This window comes from Nocardia sp. NPDC052112 (genome assembly GCF_040680135.1).
Lineage (GTDB): Bacteria > Actinomycetota > Actinomycetes > Mycobacteriales > Mycobacteriaceae > Nocardia.
Window position 1 is genome coordinate 276,773 of sequence record NZ_JBFAWD010000010.1, and the last position, 20,281, is coordinate 297,053.

The window sequence follows — 20,281 nt, forward strand, 5'->3', positions numbered from 1 at the left end:
CCGAGCCGCTCTCGTACGAGCATTCGCATCGGCGCATGTGTCGACCGCACCGGGCGGAACTCGGAGTCGATGCCGAGCCTCGAGAGACCATGGCCCGCTATCGGACGAATGTCCGCGGCGACGCCGGTCGACCGTGCCAGCGCGGGCAACCAAAGCACGGCTCGGAGTCGTGCGAAATCCCGGCACACGCTCGAGCGAGCGTCTGCGGGAACGGGCGGATCGACCGCGCGCAGACACGCAGTTCGAGTTCGACACCGAACCCTGAGCTATCCCGAGCCGCGCTCGCACAGACGGGTGTGGGAGTGTGTGGACCGACGATCGCCGTTGCGACATCTCGAGTTGCCGGGCGTGCGCGGGGGTTGATGGTGGATCAGGAGTGTGATCAGGGTCTCGTCCGGGTAAAGGCCGGGTGGGGGAATGCGGGTCCGGGTCGGGTGGTTGTGTGGGCGGTTCGATGAAACGGATCGGATCCACCGCAAGAGAAGGGATTTCTTCGTGCGTTCAGTTCGTGCCCTGGTAGCGCTGTTGTTGCTGCTACTGCCCGCCACGGTCGGTACCGCGGGCGCGAATCCGCCGAAGCCATTCGTTTGGACGACAGTCTGGGCGACCTCCGCGCATCGGCCGAGCAAGGCATCCGTAGTCAACTGGGCCGAGACCGGATTCGCGAATCAGACGGTGCGCCAGGTGGTTCGGGTCAGCGACGGCGGTCTGGCCACCCGGGTGCGGCTGACCAACCGCTACGGGACGACACCGCTCGCGGTCGCGGGTGCGACGATTGCCCGCAGCGCCGCCGATGGCGCGATCCGTCCGGAGACGGTGCAGAACCTGACGGTCGGCCTCGCACCGTCGTTCCACATCGCGCCGGGAGCCGATCTGGTGACCGATCCGGCCGTGTTGCCGCTGGCGCCGCTGGAGTCGGTCACCATCACCCTGTACCTGGCCGAACCGACCGGCCCGGCGACCCAGCACGCCCAGTCCTTCGCGACCACCTACCGGGCCAACGGCGACCACCGCGCCGACGCGACCGCCGCGGCCTTCACCGAGACCAGCCAATCCTGGTATTACCTGGCGGGCGTCGAAGTCGCGAATCTCGCACCGCCGCGCTCCGCCGTGGTGGCCTTCGGCGATTCGATCACCGACGGCGTCGGCTCCACGGGTAACGCCGACAACCGCTACCCGGACGAACTCGCCGAACGCCTGGACGCGGCGGGCACACCGCGTGCCGTGCTGAACGAGGGTATCGGCGGCAATCGCGTCACCGTGGATTCCAGCTGGCTCGGTGACAGCGCTCGGACCCGTTTCCGGCACGATGTGCTCGACCAGCCCGGTGTCGGCACCGTGATCATCCTGGAGGGCACCAACGACATCGGCCTCAGCTCCGGTGCGATCGCAGCGGACACCGTCGTCGACGTCTCCCCCGAACAGCTCATCGCCACCTACCGAGACCTGATCCGCCAGGCCCGCGACGCCGGACTCCGGGTCCTCGGCGCGACCCTGCTCCCCTTCGGCGATTCGCCCTACTTCAACGAAGCCGCCGAAACCAAACGCCTCGCGGTCAACGAATGGATTCGCACGGCAGGCGAATACGACGACGTCGTCGACCTCGACGCCGCCCTCGCCGACCCGACCAACCCGCACCGCCTGGCCCCCGCCTACGACAGCGGCGACCACCTGCACCCCAACGACGCCGGGTACCGCACCATGGCCGCAACCATCGATGTCGCCGACATCCGCTGACCCGCGCTGCCCTCCACCCAACCGGGGGAGGGCATGGCCGTATCACCACCCGAACGTGCGCGGTACGCCGAATCACCTTGATCCACAACCTATCTCGGGATAGCCGCACCGCGAATCCGATGCGTTTCCCGGCCGGCGAGCCAGGCGGGAGAGCAGGCCCAGATCATCACCACCCAACCGAACACTCCGATCCACCCCTTTGTCGGGATCGCCTCCGCGTCAGCTGCGGATCCCGGCCAGCGGGCTGACGGAGAGCAGGCCGGCATCCCCGGCGGCCCGAGCGCTCGGCCCGCCGAATCACATTGATCCACAAGCTATCTCGGAATCCACAGCCAGCTGGCTGTGGATCCCCGCCTGCGGACCGGTCGGCACCAACGGGCGAGGTCGGCATCGAATACGACTGTCGTGACGGCACCGATGCCGGGGCACACGGCGGTCAGGACGCGAGGTGGGCCAGTGCGGCTTCGAGGATGGCGTCGGCATAGGACTCGGGCAGGCCGGGCAGGCCAAAGAGACCACCGGGATTCGCGCCCGGATGGACACCAATTTCTATGGCGCGCTGTGGGTTTCGCAGGCCAGGCGGTACCGAGCGCCCATTCCTCTCGAATTCACGTGGGTGATCGAGACGAATGGGCGCCCAGGCCAGCTCTTGTCAGGCGATCGGCCCGCGCGCGGCCTCATACGCCGCACCGACGCGGTACAGCCGATCATCGGCCAGCGCGGGCGCCATGATCTGCAAACCCACCGGCATCCCGTCGTCCTTGCTCAATCCGGACGGCACCGACATCGCCGCATGCCCCGCCAGATTCGTGGGCAGCGTGCACAGATCGGACAGGTACATGGCCAGCGGATCGTCGACCTTCTCGCCCAGCTTCCACGGGGTGAACGGGCTGGTCGGGGAGACCAGGACGTCGACCTGCTCATAGGCCTTGTCGAAGTCGCGGGCGATCAGCGTGCGCACCTTGAGCGCCTGACCGTAGTAGGCGTCGTAGTATCCGGCCGAGAGCGCGTAGGTGCCGATCATGATGCGGCGCTTGACTTCCGGGCCGAATCCGGCGGCGCGGGTCGCGGCCATGACCTGCTCGGCGCTGTGGTTGCCGTCGTCGTCTACGCGCAGTCCGTAGCGCATGGCGTCGAAGCGCGCCAGGTTCGAGGACACCTCGCTCGGCAGGATCAGGTAGTAGGAGGCGAGCGCGTATTCGAAGTGCGGACAAGACACTTCGACGACCTCGGCACCCAAATCCTTCAGCACGCCGACGGCCGCATCGAACGATGCGATGACGCCCGGCTGGTAGCTGTCGGAGTGTAGTTCCTTCACCACACCGACCTTCACGCCACGCAGATCACCCTTGGCGCCCTCGCGGGCCGCGGCGACCACCGGCGGCACCGGCACATTGCGGGAGGTGGAATCGCGCGGGTCGTACCCGGCGACCACCTCGTGCAGCAGCGCGGTATCGAGCACGGTGCGACCACACGGCCCGCCCTGATCCAGCGATGACGCGCACGCGACCAGACCGAACCGGGAGACGGTGCCGTAGGTCGGCTTGGTGCCAACGGTCGCGGTCACCGCGGCGGGCTGCCGAATCGAGCCGCCGGTGTCGGTACCGATCGCCAGCGGCGCCTGATGCGAAGCCAGCGCGGCCGCCGAGCCGCCGCCCGAACCACCCGGAATCCTGGTGGTATCCCACGGATTCCGGGTCGGACCGAAGGCCGAGTTCTCGGTGGAGGAGCCCATCGCGAACTCGTCCATATTGGTCTTGCCGAGAATCGGGATGCCCGCGGCGCGCAGCCGGCTGGTCAGCGTCGCGTCGTACGGCGCGACCCAGCCTTCGAGAATCTTCGAGGCACATGTGGTCGGCATATCCGTGGTCGTGAAAACGTCCTTGAGCGCCAACGGAACTCCGGCCAGCGGTGAGGCGGGCGTCTCGCCCGCGGCGAGCGCGGCATCCACCGCGGCGGCCGCACCGAGCGCCTGGTCTCCGGCCACGTGCAGGAATGCGTGGTACTCACCGTCGACGGTGGCGATCCGATCCAGATGCGCCTGGGTGACCTCCACCGACGTGACCTCGCGGCTATGGATCTTCGCCGCCAGCTCGGCGGCCGACAATGCGGTCAGATCGCGCCCACCCGTCGCCCGACCGCCACCCCCCACGGAATCGCTACGCGATGCTGAACTCATTCGCCCTCTCCCAGAATCTGCGGAACCAGGAACCGCTGGTCCTCGACCGCCGGAGCGCCCGAGAGCGCCTCCGCTGGGGTCAGGCACGGGATGACCTGATCCGGACGCGTCACATTGGTCGCCGGATTCGGCGACGCGGTCGCCGGCACATCGGCGGCGGCGACCTCGGAGATGGTCCGCACGTGACTCAGGATCGAATCCAACTGACCGGCGAACTGATCGAGTTCGGCTTCGGACAGGGCGAGCCTGGACAGCCGGGCGAGGTGTGCGACCTCGTCGCGGGAGATGGCGGGCACCGCGGACCCCTTTCGGCATGGTTGAGCTTGGTGAACGGCCACCGAACAGCCTAGCGACTCCCCACTGTGTAATTTTCACAGGAGCCGCACATGCGACGACACACCCCACCGGCTAGCGTGACACGCCGCGGCCGCGCGAATTCACGATGTGGCATCCGTCACTGGCCGCACTTCGAGTCGATAACCCGGACTCAGGGGTGTAAGTATTGCGTGACCCGGGTATCCGTTTCACAGCCTCGGCCGCCAAGGAAAGGAACGCGCGTGTCTTACCTGCTCCGCGTGCAACTTCCGGATCGACCGGGAAGCCTCGGTGCGCTCGCGCTCGCACTGGGCTCCGTCGGCGCCGACATCCTCTCCCTCGACGTGGTCGAGCGGGGTGCGGGATTCGCGGTCGACGATCTCGTGGTCGAGGTTCCGCAGGGTGCGCTACCGGACACATTGATCACGGCCGCCGAATCGATCGGCGATGTGCATGTGGACTCCATCCGCCCATATTCCGGTGTGCTGGACACCCACCGGGAACTCGAGCTGATCGATCAGGTCGCCAGCGCACGCGACGATCGGCTGCAGGTGCTCGTCGACGGTGTGCCGCGAGTGCTGCGCGTCGGCTGGAGCACCATCATCGATATCGGGCCGCAGGGCGCCTACCGCGTCGTCGGCAGCCAGAGTGCACCGCAGACGCAGGCCGGTTCGGCACCGTGGATGCCGCTGGAGAAACCTGCCGTGCTGGATCCCGAGGGCGATTGGGTGCCGCAGATCTGGCGCGATATGGACACCAAACTGGCCGCCGCGCCGCTCGGCAATACCGGCAAGGTGCTGCTGCTCGGACGACCCGGTGGACCCGACTTCCGGCCCTCGGAGATCGCACGGCTCGGTTATCTCGCCGGGATCGTCGCAACCGTCTTGGGCTGAGACCGATCAGGCCGAGAGATCCAGCCGCAGCACCGACAGCCACTCGCCCGCCTCGGTCTTCCAATCCCGTTCCGGCACCGGGACGAAACCGAATCTGTCGTAGATCCGCCGTGCGTCGACCATGGCGGGCATCGTGGTGAGCACCACGGCGGCAAAGGATTCGGCGCGCGCGGTCTCGAGCACGGTGCGCACCAACGCCGTTCCCGCACCTAGCCCGCGCGCCGACTTCGACACGGCGAGCATCCGGAACTCCAACTCCCCCGGTCGGGCGATCTCGGCATACGGTGTGCCGGGGCGGGCCACCGCCAGCGAGCCGACCACCCGATCGTCGTGCACGGCGACCAGCACCTGCGCCGCACCCGCGCGGTGGGTGATATCGGCGAGTTGGGTGACATACGGGCTGCCGGAGCGAACGTAGCCCTCGCCGACGTAGACCTCGACCGTCAGGTCACCGACCGCGTCATATTCGTCGGGGCGAGCGTCCCGAATGACGACCTGAGAGCCCTGCACATCCATACCGGCATCCTCCCACCGCCCGAGCAGCCGTTGCGCAACAACCCGGTCGGTCGAGACCCGCACCGCAGGGCCGGGCGGGCGCGCCGACGCGACAGGTCAGTCGGTCCGCACCTCGCGGCGGGTCAGGACCCGAGCCCCGGACGCCCGCCCGGATGCGAGATCTGCCAGCGTTCCGGCTTGCCGGAGGGGTAGACGACCGGGATCAGATCCCCGATGGCGGGCCAGCTGTTCACGTCCCACACAAAGCGGCCGTACACCACGGTGCCGGGCACCGACGGACCGGTCAGGTTGCCGGTGATGGTCACGTACTGCTCGCCCATAGCGTCGGGCCGCGGGCTCACTCCGGTGACATACAGCGTCCCCGTCTCGGGATTCATCAGCCGGACCTCGTTGCGCCCACGCAAGTAGAGCATGACCACCGCCACCAAGGCGCCGACCATGATCACCAGCATTGCGAACTGCACCATGGCGACCATGCTATTGGTCCGGGCGCGCAGACAGCCCGCGCCGCTCGGCACGGCGGCAGCGACGGACACCAGCGCAGCACGCTCATGGGTAGCGCCAACCGCAGCACACCACCCGCGCTCGATCCCACGGCAGCGACACCAGCGCGGCCCACCAACCAGCAACGCCGACCGCGATCGGTCCCAGCACAAACCACGGCACCGCCAGCCAGGGCAGCAACCGACGCCAGCGCAGCACACTCGCCAGCATCACGAACAGCACCGAGCCACCCATGCTCGGCCCAGGTAAACCGCGCCACTTCTGGGCACGGCAGCGACCGACACCAACGCAGCACGCTCACCGGCAGCGATGAATGGCCTCATGCGGCCGATGCCACGGACTACAGCGCGGCGAGTTCGCTGGTGCCGTAATCGGTGCGGCGGATCTGCCAGACGGCGGTGCGGGTGCGCTGTGACCGACCATTCGTGCGATCTATCAACGAGCGATTGTTCGTGGTGAAGATCAGTTGCGCGCCCCGGGAATTGGTTTCCGGATTCTGGAAGAGCTGGATCAGCCGATCGGTCTCCTCGGCCGGCAGATGTGTGCCGATATCGTCGATCGCGAGCACCCGGCCGGAGTCCAGCGCGTCGAGCATGGTGGGCAGCAAACGCAGCATCGAGAGGGTGGCTGCGGATTCCTCGGTGATATCGAAGGCGGAGTCGATGCCGGTGTGCACCAGTCCGAGGCCGACGCCGCGACGCTCGACCATCCGGGTGTAGAGGGCATCGCGTGCCGCCTTCAGATTGCTCAACTCGCGTTCGAGCATGACCTCGGTGATGCCGTTCTCCCGCAGCAACTGGTCAGCATGTGCGGGCGAGGTCGCACACAACTCCACCTGTTTGGCCGTTCCCGCGATATCCGCGTCTAGTTCGCGCAGATAGTCCGCGTACATCGGGTCCGGTTCGGCGATCAGCAGATCGGTAATGCCGAGTTCGGCGGTGCGCAGCAGCATCAGCAGCCGCACCGCATGGTCCGGTGCCGCGGACAGGTGACTGCCGAGGCGATGCGCGACCGCCGCCGCATCCGTCGCGCCGTGCTGTACCTCGAGCATCGCGGAAAACCACCGATACGCGGGCACCAGCGCCTCGGCATACATCTGCCCGGCGAGGCTGAGCAGCAACGCATTCGGCCGGACCAGCGGTAACAATGCGGCGATACCGTAGCGCGCGGCCTCGAACATCGGACCGATCTTGATCTGTTCGCCGTTGCGCTCGAACACGATTCGCTTACGTGAGCGCGGATGCGTGTAGAGCCACTCGGCCGTCACATCCGCATTGTCCAAGCGGAATCCATAGGTGTACGGCACACCCTCGGCGACGAAGCTCGCCACGAATTCCGAAGGGCGATCCGGGAATCCGCGGTGCGGTGCGCGCACCGGCCCCGCGTAGGGATCCCAGCCGGTCACCGAATTCAGCACGGCATCGCGCATCTGCCCCAGCGCATCGACCAGACTCGTCTTGCCCGCGGCACTCGCGCCGTGCACCGCCGTCACCGGTACCGCCACCGGCCCGCTCCCCCGGCTCAAACGCAAGTCCTGCCGTTCGGCCAGCGATCTGTGATTCGTCACCTGAAAACTGCGCAGCATCCCGCCATCCTGTCGGTTCGCTCGCCGGACCGCGACACCGCACCCGCGTCACCGGCCGGGACAGCCCTCGCCGCCGGGCTTCCGGCGGACAAATGCGCACGTCGCGCGATACCATGCAGGCGCCGCGGCTATCCGTTGGCATCTGCCGGATATGTATTGATGAGGGATGGTTCAACGATGGAATCGACGATTCGTCGTCTAGTGGCCCGCAGCTCTGTCGCGGCCGCGCTCGCAGTCGGCCCGCTGGTCGTACTCGGCCCACCGCAGGCCACCGCGGAGGCGCCCTGTCCGGACGGTACCGCCCGGATCTTCTTCCACGACGAGACCAACACCTGCCAAAGTGGCGGCACCTACAGTTTCGACGGCACACCGGCACTCGTGAAGGTGTGCTCGGTGGGCAGGGTCCAGGTCATCGTCGACACCACGGTCCAGAAGAGCCGGACCAAGACCAGGACCGACCATCTCGATCTCAGCAACGGTCAGTGCGGACGGGTCACCATCGCCGGTCAGCTCGACTCGACCGTGAGCATCAGCCCCTCCTAGCGTCGGGGCCGAACAGCAACGCGCTGTCGCCGAACTCATGCCAGAGATATCCGGTATCGAGGGCGGTGGCATACGCCTCGTGGACGGTGGCCGCATCCGCTACCGCGACAAGTAGATCCAGATGCGATGCGCCGGGTGCATGCCAGCCGGTAATGATGCCGTCGACGACCCTGGCTGGATGTCGCGTCCCGAGGACCAGTTCGGTCCACCCTCGGGCCGGATGCACGATTCCGTGACGATCGGCTGTGGTCTCCAGCGCGCGCGTCACTGTGGTGCCGACCGCGATGACGCGCCCGCCCGCCGCCTTGGTGTCGTTCACCAGACGTGCGGTCGTCGCCGGTACCGCGAACCGCTCCGGGCTCGGGGGTTCGCCCGCCTCGGGCGAGGAGACCCCGGTGTGCAGGGTGATCGGCGCGATCGCGACGCCCGAGGTCACCAGATCGAGCACCAGTCTTTGCGTGAACGGGCGTGCCGCACTCGGCATTTCGGCACTGCCGGGAATTCGACCGAAGACCGTTGTGTAGTACGACGGCGACCAGCGTTGCGGCACATACGAATAGGTGATCGGATAGCCGTGGGTCGCCAGCAGCCAGGTGGGATCCGCACTGAGTTCGGCGATCCAGAGCCGGCGCGCGCCCGGCAGCCAGGGTTCACGCAGGGTGGCGGCGGCACCTTCCGACAGCTGAATCTCGTGGCCCGGGTGCAGGTCACGAGGATAAGGCGTGCGGTCGCGGGTGCGTACCTCCACTACCCAAAGTCCGTCGCAGCCGCCGAAGGTGTCCGGTGGACCACTCGCCCCGTCGACGAGCGCATTGAGCCAGGTGGACAGATGCAGCGTGACCGGCATGCCGTCGAGAGTGCCGTCGACCGCGGCGGCCATGGTCGCCGAATTGTTCACCACTACAAGGTCACCCGCGTGCAAATGCCGTGGCAATTCGCGGAATGTGTTGTGGGTGATACGATCCGCCGCCACCAGCATCCGTACCTCGTCGCGGGCCAGTCCACGCGCCTCCGGCGGAGCGGCGGCATTTCGCTCGGGCGGCAGGATATCGGCCCATTCGTTCAACGCGGTCGTCATCGGCCGATCCCCACGGTGAAATCGGCGGCAGTATAGCGGCCGCTCTTGGGCCGTTGCTCGATCAACCGCAGCAGCGCGGGCACGACGGTCTCGGGTTCGGGTCGATCGGAAATGTCGTCGCCGGGAAACGCGGCCTGATGCATTTCGGTACGCATATCGCCGGGATCGAAGGCGTAGATCGACAGCTCCGGATGCTCAGCGGCCAGGATGGCGGTGAGTTGATCCAGGGCGGCCTTCGACGAGCCGTAGCCGCCCCAGTCCGGGTACGGTTCGACGCCCGCATCGGAGCTGACACTCACCGCGACACCATCCGGATCGAGCAGCGGCAGGGCGAACTGGAGAACCGCGAGCGGGGCAATGACATTGGTCCGATACACCAGTTCGAGCTGATCGAGCGGATAGTTCGCCAGCCGCGGCATCGGACTCGGCCCGAGCCTGCTCGCATTGTTCACGACCAGGTCGAGATGTCGGAATTCGCGCGCGGTCTCGGCCAGTTCGGCGCGATGCGCCGGATCGGTGATATCGCCCGGCACCGCGAGAAATGCTTTGCCGAGTTCGGCCCCTGTCCGGGCGAGCCGGTCGGCGCGGCGGGCGGTACCGATTACCCGCCAGCCGCGCCCGATGAGCGAACGCGCAAGAGCGAGCCCGAATCCCGCCGAAGCACCGGTGATCAGAGCGGTAGAGCGGTGAGTCATTTCGAATCTCCTGATAGTTGCCTACCAGTCGATCGTCATACCTGAAGTGAAGTTCAGGTCAAGGATCGTTCGCCGACCGCATATCTACTCCTCGGCTTCGGCGTCCTCTTCGGCTGTCTCCGGCGTCACCGCCGCGGGGCCCGCCTCGAGCAGCTTGCGGAATCCGTCCTCGTCGAGGATCGGCACACCGAGTTCCTCCGCCTTCGCGGCCTTCGAACCCGGCGAGTCACCGATCACGACAAATGCCGTCTTCTTCGAGACCGAACCCGCGGCCTTACCGCCGCGCACCAGGATCGCCTCCTTGGCGCCGTCGCGGGAAAACCCTTCCAGCGACCCTGTTACCACGATCGATAGACCCTCGAGGGTGCGCTCGATGGACTCGTCGCGCTCATCTGCCATCCGCACACCCGCGGCGCGCCACTTGTCGACAATCGCGCGATGCCAATCGACGGTGAACCATTCGGCGACGGCGGCGGCAATGGTCGGACCGACCCCGTCGGCGGCGGCCAACTCCTCCACCGCGGCATCCTGGATTCGATCGAGACTGCCGAATTCCCTGGCCAGCACCCGCGCCGCGGTGGGCCCGACATGCCGGATGGACAACCCGACCAGCACCCGCCACAGCGGCCGATTCTTGGCGGTCTGCAAGTTCTCCAGCAGGCGCTTACCGTTCGCGGACAGGCCGCCGTCCTTATTGGCGAACAGCGTGGTGGTGAGCAGCCGCGCCTCGTCGAGGTCGAACAGATCGCCCTCGTCGGTGATCGCGCCCGACTTCAGCAGATCATTGGCGGCCTCGTAACCGAGCGATTCGATATCGAACGCACCGCGCCCGGCCACATGGAATACCCGTTCCCGCAGCTGTGCCGGGCAGAACTGCTGGTTGGGACAGCGGATATCGGCGTCGCCCTCCTTCTGCGGCGCCAGTTCGGTGCCACATTCCGGACAATGCGTCGGCATGACGAATTCGCGCTCCGCACCGGTGCGCGCGTCGACCACCGGGCCGAGCACCTCGGGAATCACGTCACCGGCTTTGCGGATGGTCACGGTATCGCCGATGAGCACGCCCTTGCGCTTGACCTCGGAGGCATTGTGCAGTGTGGCCATGGCGACCGTGGAGCCCGCTATGGAGACCGGTTGCATGACCGCGAACGGGGTGACCCGGCCGGTGCGCCCGACATTCACCTCGATATTCAGCAGTTTGGTCGTGGCCTCTTCGGGCGGGTACTTGTAGGCGATGGCCCAGCGCGGGGCGCGCGAGGTCGAACCGAGCCTGCGCTGCAAGGCCATTTCGTCGACCTTGATCACCTGGCCGTCTATTTCGTGCTCGATATCGTGCCGATGCTCGCCCCAATAATTGACGCGCTCGATCACCGCATCGATGCCCTGCACCAGTTTGGTGTGCTCGGAGACCGGCAGACCCCAAGCGGCGAGCGCGCGGTAGGCCTCGTGCTGTGAGGCCGGGGTGTAACCCTCGATGCGTCCGAAGCCGTGGCAGATCATCCGCAGCCGACGCCGTGCGGTGACCGCCGGATCCTTCTGGCGCAGCGAACCCGCCGCGGTATTGCGCGGATTCGCATACGGCGGTTTGCCCTCGGCCACGATCGCGGCGTTGAGGGTCTCGAAATCCGCCAGCCGGAAGTAGACCTCGCCGCGCACCTCGAGCAGGTCCGGGATCGGGAACTCCGCGGTCGCGGTCAACTCGCCGGGGATATCCTCGATGGTGCGCGCATTGAGCGTGACGTCCTCGCCGGTGCGCCCGTCGCCGCGGGTCGCGCCGCGCACCAACCGCCCCTTCTCGTAGACCAGGTTCAGGGCGACACCGTCGATCTTCACTTCGCACAGATAGTGCAGATCCGACCCCGTCTCGGCCTCGACCCGGCTCGCCCAGGTGCGCAGCTCGTCGAAGTCGAAGACATTGTCCAGTGACATCATTCGCTCGAGGTGGTCCACAGCCGTGAAATCCGTCGCGAATCCACCGCCGACCAGCTGCGTCGGCGAATCGGGCGTGCGCAGATCCGGATGTGCATCCTCGAGCGCCTGCAGTTGCCGCAGCAGCTTGTCGAATTCACCGTCGGAGATGATGGGCGCGTCCCGCACGTAATACCGGAACTGGTGCTCCCGAACCTCGTCCGCAAGCCGCTGCCACTCCACCCGCTGCTCTGCCGTAGCCGGGTCCGCCGCAATGTCGGTGTCACTCACGCATCGCACATTAGTCGAGCCCACCGACAAGTCACCGCCACATTCCCGCACGTCGCGGCGGACTAACCGGGTAGCGGGTCCGGTCCGAGGTGACGTTGCCCGTTGATCGCGCCCGCCCGTACCGCCGCGAATCCGTAGTCGATCATCGCCGTTTCGTACGCACGCAATGCGGTGATCGGATCGCCATCCGCGGCGGCGTCGGTCAGCGCGGCGGTCAACCGCGCCGCATCGCGCAGCGCGGTGCACGCACCGGAACCCGCCGATCGAACGGCGGCAACACCGTCCGCGCGCCGAGGCGTCAGGAGAAGTCGAGCGATTCCGGCTCTTCGGCGTAGGCACGGGCCACCTCGGCGGCGAGGCGGAGGGCTTGGCGGGCCCATTCCAGCGAGGCACCGGCCAGGCCGCAGGCCGGGGCGACCAGGATCTGAGTGGCCAGCACGGAGCGCCCCAGGCCGAGGCGGTCGATGAGGCGGACGCCGGGTTCGGCGATATCGCGCCAGGTCGGCGGCTTGCCAGGCGGCGCCGTCGGAATCAGTCCGAGGGCCAATTGCTTTCCGGCGTCGAGGGTTTCGCCGATATCGTCGAGCGCGCGGGAGGTGATGGTGGCCGCATCGAAGCCGACGGCGGTGGCCGCGCTGCCGCGCAGGAAGGACAGGGCGGGCACCTCGGCGCAGGTGTGGACCAGGACGGGAGCAGCCTGTGCGGTAATGACCGCATCCAACACCGCCAGCGCTTCCGGTTCGGGGACCGCGCGCACCGTGTCGAGCACGCTCACGCCGCGAAGCGAGCCGGTCAGCACATCGGTCAGTGCCGGTTCGTCCAGTTGCAGCACGACTTGCGCGCCAAGGCGTTTACGCACCTCATCCACGTGCTGGGCGAGACCCTCGGCGAGGGATTCCGAAATATCGCGCACCGCACCGGAATCGGTGAGCACACGATGCCCGACAGGTAGTTCGAGTTGCGCCGCGAGGGTCAGCGGACCGGTGGCCTGCAGCTTCACCGTGCCCGCCGAACCGGCTGTCGCCCAGGCCTCTTCGAGCGCATCCAGATCCGACCGAAGCAGATCACGCGCCCGCCGCGAGACCGCACCAGGCCTGGCCGCCAGCCGATAACCCCGTGTGGTGGTGTCGAATCGCATATCCACCAACAGCGCCGAGACACGGCCGATCATGTCCGAACCCACACCGCGCCCCGGCAATTCGACCAGATGCGGTAGATCCGGTAGCTCACCGATAACGGTGGCCGCGGCCTCCCGCGAATCCGTACCCGGCCACGATCCGATCGCGGTCGCGACCCCACCGGGAATGCGCGTCCTCGCCTCGACCGCGCCCGATTCCGCGGCGAATTCGGTCACTGCGCGGTGCTCGCGCTCGGCACCGATTCCGACGCTGCGCGCAACGTACCGGAAATGGTGCCGCTACCGATCACCTGATCGCCCAAGGCATCCGGGCGATACAGCACGACCGCTTGACCGCGGGCCACACCGGTCAGCGGCTCGCGCAGGCGCACGATCAGCCCGTCGTCGACCGCCTCGGCCACGGCCGGTGCGGTACCACCGTGCGCGCGCACCTGCGCCACGCACTCGATCGGCCCCGCCGGCGCCGCACCGGAAGTCCAGATGGCGCGGTCGGCCTGGACGGTCCACACCTGCAGATCCTCGGCCGAACCGACACGGACGGTGCCGGAGTCGGGATCGATCTCGGTGACATAGCGCGGCTTACCGTCGGCGGCCGGACCCGGCAGACCGAGCCCCTTGCGCTGACCGATCGTGAACCCGTGCACACCTTCGTGATTGCCGAGCACCTGTCCGTCGGCATCGACCACCGCACCCGGCCGGATGCCGATCTTCGCACCCAGGAAGGCCCTGGTGTCACCGGACGGAATGAAGCAGATGTCATGGCTGTCGGGCTTATTCGCCACCGCGAGCCCGCGCTCGGCCGCCTCGGCGCGGATCTGCGGCTTCGGGGTGTCACCCACCGGGAACATGGCCCGCGACAGCTGCTGCGCGGTCAGCACCGCGAGCACATAGGACTGGTCCTTGTCGGCGTCGACGGCACGGCGCAGCACACCGTCCTCGAGCCGCGCGTAATGGCCGGTGACCACGGCGTCGAAGCCGAGTGCCACCGCACGGTCGGCGAGGGCGGAGAACTTGATCTTCTCGTTGCAGCGCAGGCAGGGATTCGGGGTCTCCCCCGCGGCGTAGGCGGCGACGAAATCGTCGATCACGTCTTCGGTGAAACGGTCCGCGAAATCCCAGACATAGAAGGGGATGCCGAGCACGTCGGCGGCACGCCGGGCATCGCCCGCGTCCTCCTTCGAGCAGCAACCGCGCGAACCGGTGCGCAGGGTGCCCGGTGTCGCGGACAGCGCCAGGTGTACGCCGACCACCTCATGACCAGCATCGACGGCACGTGCCGCCGCCACGGCCGAATCCACACCACCACTCATCGCGGCGAGTACCCGCATCAGACACCTCCCTTCGCACCGGCCAGACCCGCGGCCCTGGCCCTTTCCACAATCTGGGGCAAGACATTCAGCACCGCGTCCACATCGGCGCGAGTCGAGGTGTGCCCCAACGAAAAGCGCAGTGATCCGCGGGCCTGCCACGGCTGTACGCCCATCGCGATCAGCACGTGACTCGGGGTGGCCACCCCCGCATTGCAGGCCGACCCGGTAGAGCATTCGATCCCGGCCGCGTCCAACAGCATGAGCAGCGAATCACCTTCGCAGCCAGGGAAAGTGAAGTGCACGTTGCCCGGCAACCGCTGCTCGCCGGCCGGACCGCTCAGCACCGCATCCGGAACGGTATCGCGGATGCCCTCGATCAATTCGTCCCGCAGCGCGGTCAACTCCTTTGTGCGCGTCGGCAGCTCGGTCACCGTGTAGTTCAGTGCGGTGGCGAGTCCGACGGCCGCGGCGGTATCCGAAGTCCCGGAGCGCATATCGCGCTCATGCCCGCCACCGTGCAACAGCGGCACACACGGCACCTGCCTGCCGAGCAGCAGCACGCCGACACCGTGCGGTCCACCGACCTTGTGCCCGGCGAAACTGGCCGCCGAAAGCCCGCTCGCCGCGAAATCGATCGGCAGCTGCGCGGCGGCCTGGATCGCGTCACTGTGCATGGGGACGCCGAATTCCTGTGCCACCGCGGCCAATTCGACGATCGGCGCGATGGTGCCGACCTCGTTATTGGCCCACATGATGGTCACCAGCGCAACCTCGTCGACGTGTTCGGCCAGCGCCGCCCGCAGCACCCGCGGCGACACCACACCTTCGGAGTCGACCGGCAGCCAGGTCACCTGCGCGCCCTCGTGCTGCTCGAGCCACTCGACGGCATCGATGACGGCATGATGTTCGGTCGAACCCGCGATAATTCTGGTCCGGCGCGGTTCGGCGGCGCGGCGCGCCCAGTAGATGCCCTTGATCGCCAGATTGTCGCTCTCGGTCCCGCCGGAGGTGAAGATCACCTCCGATGGCCGGGCGCCCAGATCGGCGGCGATCGACTCGCGCGCCTCCTCCAGCATCCGCCGGGCCGCACGTCCGGAACCGTGCAGTGACGAGGCATTACCCGTCATGCCGAGGGCGGCCGTCATCGCCTCGATCGCGGCAGGCACCATCGGAGTGGTCGCCGCATGATCGAGGTAGACCGTCTGGGGCGCCCCATGGACCGAACCCGCAAAAGCCGACTTCATGACCGTCAAAGCCTATCCCACCGTTGACCTGCATATCTTCGGGGTATCTCGCCGCTTTCGCTGTTTTGTCCGCGACTCACCCACGATGCGCAACCCGTCGACCACCTTCCGGTATTCCCCGCCCGGTGCATCCCCGGTGGTCAGCGCACCATCCCACGGCATTCCGAGCGGGCCGATCGTCTTCGGTGAGTCGTGTTCGGTCGTCGATCGACGCTTTGGAGACCAACCGATGCCGCCGCAGTGCCGACGTACCAGGGTGACCGGCGTAGCAGATCCCGGTCAGGGCTGATCGGCCGCCGTCACGAACACCACTGGCTGGCCGGTCACGCGGGCGATGGTCCGGTATTCCTTGTCGTCGCATAGGACGGTCAGCCGATGATGTTCCGCGGTGGCCGCGATGAGCAAATCGACTGGACCGGCCGAACGATGCGCTTCGCACTCGGTCATCAGTTGCTGAACCTCGCCGGCTCGTTCGTAGGATCGATCCGACATCGGCGTCCAACCGAACAAGTCGCGCAGCAACCGCTGTTTCTCCAGACGATCGGCCAGGGACCGCGCCGAATACAGGAACTCTAGCTCTACGATCGGGCAGGTGGCGATCACTCCGGCAGCCAACTGATCGGCCCACGCCTTCCGGCACGGCTCCTGCAGGATCCGGAACAGCCCAGAGGTATCGATGAGGTAGATGGCTACTGTCACCGACGGTAGGCCGCCTTGTTCCCGAGGAACTCGTCGAACTCACCCTGGTCGGCCATCTCGCCGAGCCGGGCGAGGGCGCGCATGCGGACCAGCCGCTGGCCGACTTCCCGCAACGCGGCGTTGACGCAAGGTGAAACCGGACGATGCCGAACTGTTCGACAAGCTGCTCAGCAGCGCGTCGAAGGTGCACGTGATGGACTTCGACGACGCTGGCAGGGAGGCGTACGAAGCCGCGAACGAAGCCATGCTGTCATCGTGTACGCGTCTAGTCGCGGTGTGGGATGGGGATGCAAGTCAGCCGGGCAGCACCGGCACGGCGGTCGAGCTTGCCCGTGAGCGCGGCATGCCAGTCGAGATCGTCTGGCCGGACGGCGCTGCGCGGGAGTGAGTGCCGCTCGGTAGGTTTCGTCAGCCGGTTACCTCGGACCGTCATCATCCTGGCCGCAAGTCTCACAATCGGTATGGGTACACGGTCGGCTCGCATCCTGTAAATGGTCCGGAGACTCTCGGGCGTGATCGCGCAGCCGTGCCAGCTCGGGGGGTTGCGGCTGGCATAGTTGTCGAAATGCTCGGCGACGATCTCAGCGTCGCATGTGGGCATTTCCTGGATGCGCGTGGAGGTAGCCGGGATCGCTGACTGCGTACGCGGTCAACCCGCACTGGCCAACGGTCGCGGGTGTCGACCGGACCCGTGGCGGCGCCCTTCGATCAGTCTGTCGACGCTGCCGAAGCGCTCTCGGCAACCCGATGGCCGGAGCCCCGACGGCGGAACGGTCGCAACCGTCGCGAGAGACGTTGCGGCTGCGCCTCGGCCGGCTCCGGTACGCCGGTGGCCGTCGCCTCGATTTACTCCGACGATTCACCACTGTGATCGGCAGCGAACCCACCGATAGCATTCCTGTGGATAGTGTTGGCGTCCAATGGATTCCGGACATGTGGACTGCGGACCTCCGACATGGCCGCGACCCGCACGGCGACATCGCCGAGCGGCGCGGCAGGTTTGCCGCCGGATACGCGGCGAACGGCGGGAACGGCGATGGTCGCGACACTGGCGGCGACCGCGATCGCGGTCAGCAGCACCATTCCCCCGTGCAGCCCGGCATAAGCCGCCAGCTGACCGGTGGCGAGGTAGGCGACGGGTGTGAGCAGCGTCGAGCCGAAATCATCGATCGACCTGACGCGAGATAGCACCGCCAGCGGTATCCGCTCCTGTAAGAGTGTGCGCCAGTACACCATTGCCATCGAGACGGCGGCTCCGGACAACGCGCTGTAGACGCCGATGATCGACAGACCGAGCCCGCTGACCAGCAGCGCGGGACGTGCCGCCGCGACAGCCAGCAGTGTCGCGCAGACCGCGGCCGGGCGGGCAGCGGATATGCGCAGCGCGACCGCGCTCCCGAGCACGGCACCCGCGGCGAATGTTGCCATGATCACCGCCCACCCGTCCGGACCGCCGAATTCCAGCTGCGCGACTTGCGGCCCGAGCACGAGTACGGCAGGCACCGCCACCGCGCTGAACACGGTGAAGTTCGCTATCGAGGTCCACAGCCAGGCGCGGGAGGCCACCTCGCGCCAGCCGGTTCGCAGTGCGATCAATAGAGGTTCCGGCGTCGTCCGCTCGTCGGCGGCCGGGCGACGGACCCCGAGCAGGACAACCGCGCTGATCAGGAAGGTGACGGCATCCACCGCCACGGCCGCACCGAGCCCCGCCGCCGCGATCAGCACCGCACCCAGCGCCGGGCCGGCAACACGCAGCAGGCTGCTCGACATGGCGACAAGCGCGTTCGCGGCGCGCAGTGAGTCGGCAGGCACAAGTTGCGCGACGATGCCTCCCAACGCCGGAGTGAACAGTGCCTGCGCGCCGCCGTAGATCACCTGCAACACCATGATCTGCCACAGCTGAGCCGCCCCGAATGCGAGCAGTACGGCCAGTACGGCCTGGGTGACCGCGCGGGTGAAATCCGCCGCGATCATCAACTCGCGACGCGGAAACCGGTCCGCGAGCACCCCGCCGAGCAACAGCAATCCGGTCAGGGGCACGAAGCGGGCGGCGAGGACGCCCCCCAGCGCAGCAGGTGATCCGCCGATCTCCAACACGACGAAGGTGAGCGCGAGCACCGCAGGAGCATCCCCTGCCATCGACACCGTCTGACCGCCGAGGAGCAATCGAAAATCGCGCTGCCGCAATACATTACGTGTGCTCATCGAACCACTCGCGCACGATGACGGCCGCCTTGTCCGGCGGCACCATCGACACGCCGTCCCCGCGCGCCCCACGCCACATCTCGTACACGACACGAGATTCCGGCTCCACCACCGTTTCGCCCGCCGCCCGCAGAGTCGCCACATGCCGCTGGATCACCGGCTTGTCCCACATGACCTTGTTCATATGTGGAAACCACAGGCAGGGTCGAGGCGCAGCGAGCAGTGTGGTTGTCGCGGGCGTCGACGCCAGTCCCAGCGCCGACGCGGCGACCAGATGCGCGGTGGCCGGGAGCACCACGATGCCGTTCGAGGTCAGCGCGAGTTCGACCGGATTGAGGGTCGGGCTGTCGGAGGTGATGACTTCGTCGGCCAACCAGCCGACGACTTCCCGTGGCACGAATCGCTCCGCGCTGCGGGTGAGCAGCACGACGATCTCGCCGGGCTGGGTCTTACGAAGTTCGGTCAGATAGAGCGGCAGGACCAGGGATGCGCTGGAGCCTGCGGCGATCACCACGAGCGCGCCATGGCGCATGACTGATCTCCTATGGATGGAAGCGGGGATCGCCCGGTACGCACGGGCGATCCCCTCGGTTTCAGCAGGTCGGGCCGTCGTCGACTCCTGTCTCGATCATGGGATTACCTCCTTTCGTTTGTGCGAGTTCGGGTTTCAGAACCGGCAGTTGCCGGGGTCCGGTTCGCTGATGCCGGATGGTTGGCCGGCGGGCGTGACGAGGACGACATCGAGCATCAGCGGTTCGGCGGTTTCGTTGCGCACGGTGTGTACATGGCGCGGGTGCTCGACCCACCCCTGACCGACGCCGAATGTGGTTGGTGCGCACTGCCGGTCGTCGGCCTCATATCGAGTTGCGATGCCGTCGGCGACATTCACGAGTACGTCACCGGGATGCGAATGCCAGCCGACACTGCCGCCGGGGGCCAAGGTGAGCACGGAGAACTGGACATCGACGGGGCCGTCCGGAGCGATATGGATCGGCTCGGTGACAGTCGCCTTGCTGAGTTGCTCGCCGGTCACACCGACATTCGGCGTGGCCACTGCGGGCAGTGTCGCAGAGGTCGACAATATAGCGAGACCGATTGCCGCACCGATGAATCCAACGCACCGACGGACGCTGCTGGACATGGATATCCTCCCCGCGAAATAGATCCTGTTCTCCGCTCCGCGCCAGCTCCTCCCAGCCGGTCGGTGCGGTTGCGAACAATCATCCGGGCGATGCCTTTCACCCGCGTCTCACGCACGTTTCACGGGATATCCGCGCTGCTCACAACACCGAAATCTATTGTGGGAAGCGATTCGCGGCCGAAACGGCGGAGGCCGGCCGGGCAATCGCCCGGTCGGCCTCGTGACCGTGTCCTTCGATCAGTCTGTCGACACCGCAGACTCGGCAACTCGATGGCCGGAGCCCCTGCGCCGGAACGGTCG

21 protein-coding genes are annotated in these 20,281 nt (G+C 67.2%); 4 read left to right on the forward strand and 17 right to left on the reverse strand.

The window, feature by feature from the left end; translation table 11 throughout:
• The first annotated feature begins 495 nt into the window (after window positions 1–495).
• Complete coding sequence (locus AB0L58_RS21675; RefSeq protein ID WP_364389207.1) at window positions 496–1,737, forward strand: SGNH/GDSL hydrolase family protein; 1,242 nt, start codon at window positions 496–498, stop codon at window positions 1,735–1,737.
• A gap of 652 nt (window positions 1,738–2,389) precedes the next feature.
• On the opposite strand, the gene gatA is transcribed toward AB0L58_RS21675, so the two are convergent.
• Together gatA and gatC are read right to left on the reverse strand one after the other, a co-directional pair.
• A complete protein-coding gene (gene gatA / locus AB0L58_RS21680) occupies window positions 2,390–3,916 on the reverse strand; it encodes an Asp-tRNA(Asn)/Glu-tRNA(Gln) amidotransferase subunit GatA (RefSeq protein WP_364389209.1) in 1,527 nt (508 codons plus the stop codon).
• Window positions 3,913–4,212 carry an Asp-tRNA(Asn)/Glu-tRNA(Gln) amidotransferase subunit GatC gene (gene gatC, locus AB0L58_RS21685; RefSeq protein WP_364389210.1) on the reverse strand — a complete coding sequence of 100 codons (300 nt, stop codon included), beginning with the start codon at window positions 4,210–4,212 and terminating at the stop codon, window positions 3,913–3,915. Before gatC ends, gatA begins: the two co-directional genes overlap by 4 nt.
• Window positions 4,213–4,473: 261 nt before the next feature.
• On the opposite strand from gatC, the gene AB0L58_RS21690 reads away from it, so the two are divergent.
• Window positions 4,474–5,124, forward strand: coding sequence for an amino acid-binding protein (locus tag AB0L58_RS21690; protein WP_364389211.1), 651 nt, complete (start codon window positions 4,474–4,476; stop codon window positions 5,122–5,124).
• A gap of 6 nt (window positions 5,125–5,130) precedes the next feature.
• Here AB0L58_RS21690 and AB0L58_RS21695 read toward each other — a convergent pair whose 3' ends face one another.
• The 4 genes from AB0L58_RS21695 to AB0L58_RS21710 form a co-directional block, all read right to left on the reverse strand.
• Window positions 5,131–5,640, reverse strand: coding sequence for a GNAT family N-acetyltransferase (locus tag AB0L58_RS21695; protein ID WP_364389212.1), 510 nt, complete (start codon window positions 5,638–5,640; stop codon window positions 5,131–5,133).
• Between the two features lie 122 nt (window positions 5,641–5,762).
• Window positions 5,763–6,107, reverse strand: a complete 345-nt coding sequence (locus tag AB0L58_RS21700) for a hypothetical protein (protein WP_364389213.1) — start codon at window positions 6,105–6,107, stop codon at window positions 5,763–5,765.
• An 82-nt stretch (window positions 6,108–6,189) separates the two neighbouring features.
• Window positions 6,190–6,378, reverse strand: coding sequence for a hypothetical protein (locus AB0L58_RS21705; protein ID WP_364389214.1), 189 nt, complete (start codon window positions 6,376–6,378; stop codon window positions 6,190–6,192).
• A 106-nt stretch (window positions 6,379–6,484) separates the two neighbouring features.
• Window positions 6,485–7,729 (reverse strand): ATP-binding protein, encoded by a 1,245-nt coding sequence (locus AB0L58_RS21710; RefSeq protein ID WP_364389215.1) that lies wholly within the window; start codon window positions 7,727–7,729, stop codon window positions 6,485–6,487.
• Between the two features lie 177 nt (window positions 7,730–7,906).
• On the opposite strand from AB0L58_RS21710, the gene AB0L58_RS21715 reads away from it, so the two are divergent.
• Window positions 7,907–8,272: a hypothetical protein gene (locus tag AB0L58_RS21715; RefSeq protein WP_364389217.1), complete on the forward strand. Its 366-nt coding sequence runs from the start codon at window positions 7,907–7,909 to the stop codon at window positions 8,270–8,272.
• Here the strand turns inward: AB0L58_RS21715 and AB0L58_RS21720 are convergent.
• From AB0L58_RS21720 to AB0L58_RS21755, 8 genes are all read right to left on the reverse strand, one after another.
• Window positions 8,259–9,350 carry an S-adenosylmethionine:tRNA ribosyltransferase-isomerase gene (locus AB0L58_RS21720; protein WP_364389218.1) on the reverse strand — a complete coding sequence of 364 codons (1,092 nt, stop codon included), beginning with the start codon at window positions 9,348–9,350 and terminating at the stop codon, window positions 8,259–8,261. The two genes, AB0L58_RS21715 and AB0L58_RS21720, sit on opposite strands and share 14 nt — an antisense overlap.
• Window positions 9,347–10,045 carry an SDR family oxidoreductase gene (locus AB0L58_RS21725; RefSeq protein ID WP_364389219.1) on the reverse strand — a complete coding sequence of 233 codons (699 nt, stop codon included), beginning with the start codon at window positions 10,043–10,045 and terminating at the stop codon, window positions 9,347–9,349. The genes AB0L58_RS21720 and AB0L58_RS21725 overlap by 4 nt, the downstream gene beginning before the upstream one ends.
• Before the next feature lie 84 nt (window positions 10,046–10,129).
• Window positions 10,130–12,229 (reverse strand): NAD-dependent DNA ligase LigA, encoded by a 2,100-nt coding sequence (gene ligA, locus AB0L58_RS21730; protein ID WP_364389260.1) that lies wholly within the window; start codon window positions 12,227–12,229, stop codon window positions 10,130–10,132.
• A gap of 77 nt (window positions 12,230–12,306) precedes the next feature.
• The gene (locus tag AB0L58_RS21735; RefSeq protein ID WP_364389220.1) at window positions 12,307–12,462 is read right to left on the reverse strand and encodes a hypothetical protein; all 156 of its coding nucleotides are present in this window, start codon (window positions 12,460–12,462) and stop codon (window positions 12,307–12,309) included.
• 80 nt (window positions 12,463–12,542) lie between these two features.
• Window positions 12,543–13,550 carry a methionine synthase gene (locus AB0L58_RS21740; protein ID WP_364389262.1) on the reverse strand — a complete coding sequence of 336 codons (1,008 nt, stop codon included), beginning with the start codon at window positions 13,548–13,550 and terminating at the stop codon, window positions 12,543–12,545.
• Between the two features lie 44 nt (window positions 13,551–13,594).
• A complete protein-coding gene (mnmA, locus tag AB0L58_RS21745; RefSeq protein WP_364389221.1) occupies window positions 13,595–14,710 on the reverse strand; it encodes a tRNA 2-thiouridine(34) synthase MnmA in 1,116 nt (371 codons plus the stop codon).
• Window positions 14,710–15,936: a cysteine desulfurase family protein gene (locus tag AB0L58_RS21750; RefSeq protein ID WP_364389222.1), complete on the reverse strand. Its 1,227-nt coding sequence runs from the start codon at window positions 15,934–15,936 to the stop codon at window positions 14,710–14,712. The genes mnmA and AB0L58_RS21750 overlap by 1 nt, the downstream gene beginning before the upstream one ends.
• Before the next feature lie 279 nt (window positions 15,937–16,215).
• A complete protein-coding gene (locus AB0L58_RS21755) occupies window positions 16,216–16,635 on the reverse strand; it encodes a PIN domain nuclease (protein WP_364389223.1) in 420 nt (139 codons plus the stop codon).
• 130 nt (window positions 16,636–16,765) lie between these two features.
• On the opposite strand from AB0L58_RS21755, the gene AB0L58_RS21760 reads away from it, so the two are divergent.
• Entirely contained in the window at window positions 16,766–17,023 is a 258-nt protein-coding gene (locus tag AB0L58_RS21760; protein ID WP_364389224.1) for a hypothetical protein, read from the forward strand.
• Between the two features lie 458 nt (window positions 17,024–17,481).
• On the opposite strand, the gene AB0L58_RS21765 is transcribed toward AB0L58_RS21760, so the two are convergent.
• The 3 genes from AB0L58_RS21765 to AB0L58_RS21775 form a co-directional block, all read right to left on the reverse strand.
• On the reverse strand, window positions 17,482–18,840 hold the full coding sequence (locus tag AB0L58_RS21765) for an MFS transporter (protein WP_364389225.1): 1,359 nt from the start codon (window positions 18,838–18,840) through the stop codon (window positions 17,482–17,484).
• Entirely contained in the window at window positions 18,827–19,372 is a 546-nt protein-coding gene (locus tag AB0L58_RS21770) for a flavoprotein (RefSeq protein ID WP_364389226.1), read from the reverse strand. The genes AB0L58_RS21765 and AB0L58_RS21770 overlap by 14 nt, the downstream gene beginning before the upstream one ends.
• A 135-nt stretch (window positions 19,373–19,507) precedes the next feature.
• Entirely contained in the window at window positions 19,508–19,894 is a 387-nt protein-coding gene (locus tag AB0L58_RS21775) for a cupin domain-containing protein (protein ID WP_364389227.1), read from the reverse strand.
• Window positions 19,895–20,281: the final 387 nt, after the last annotated feature.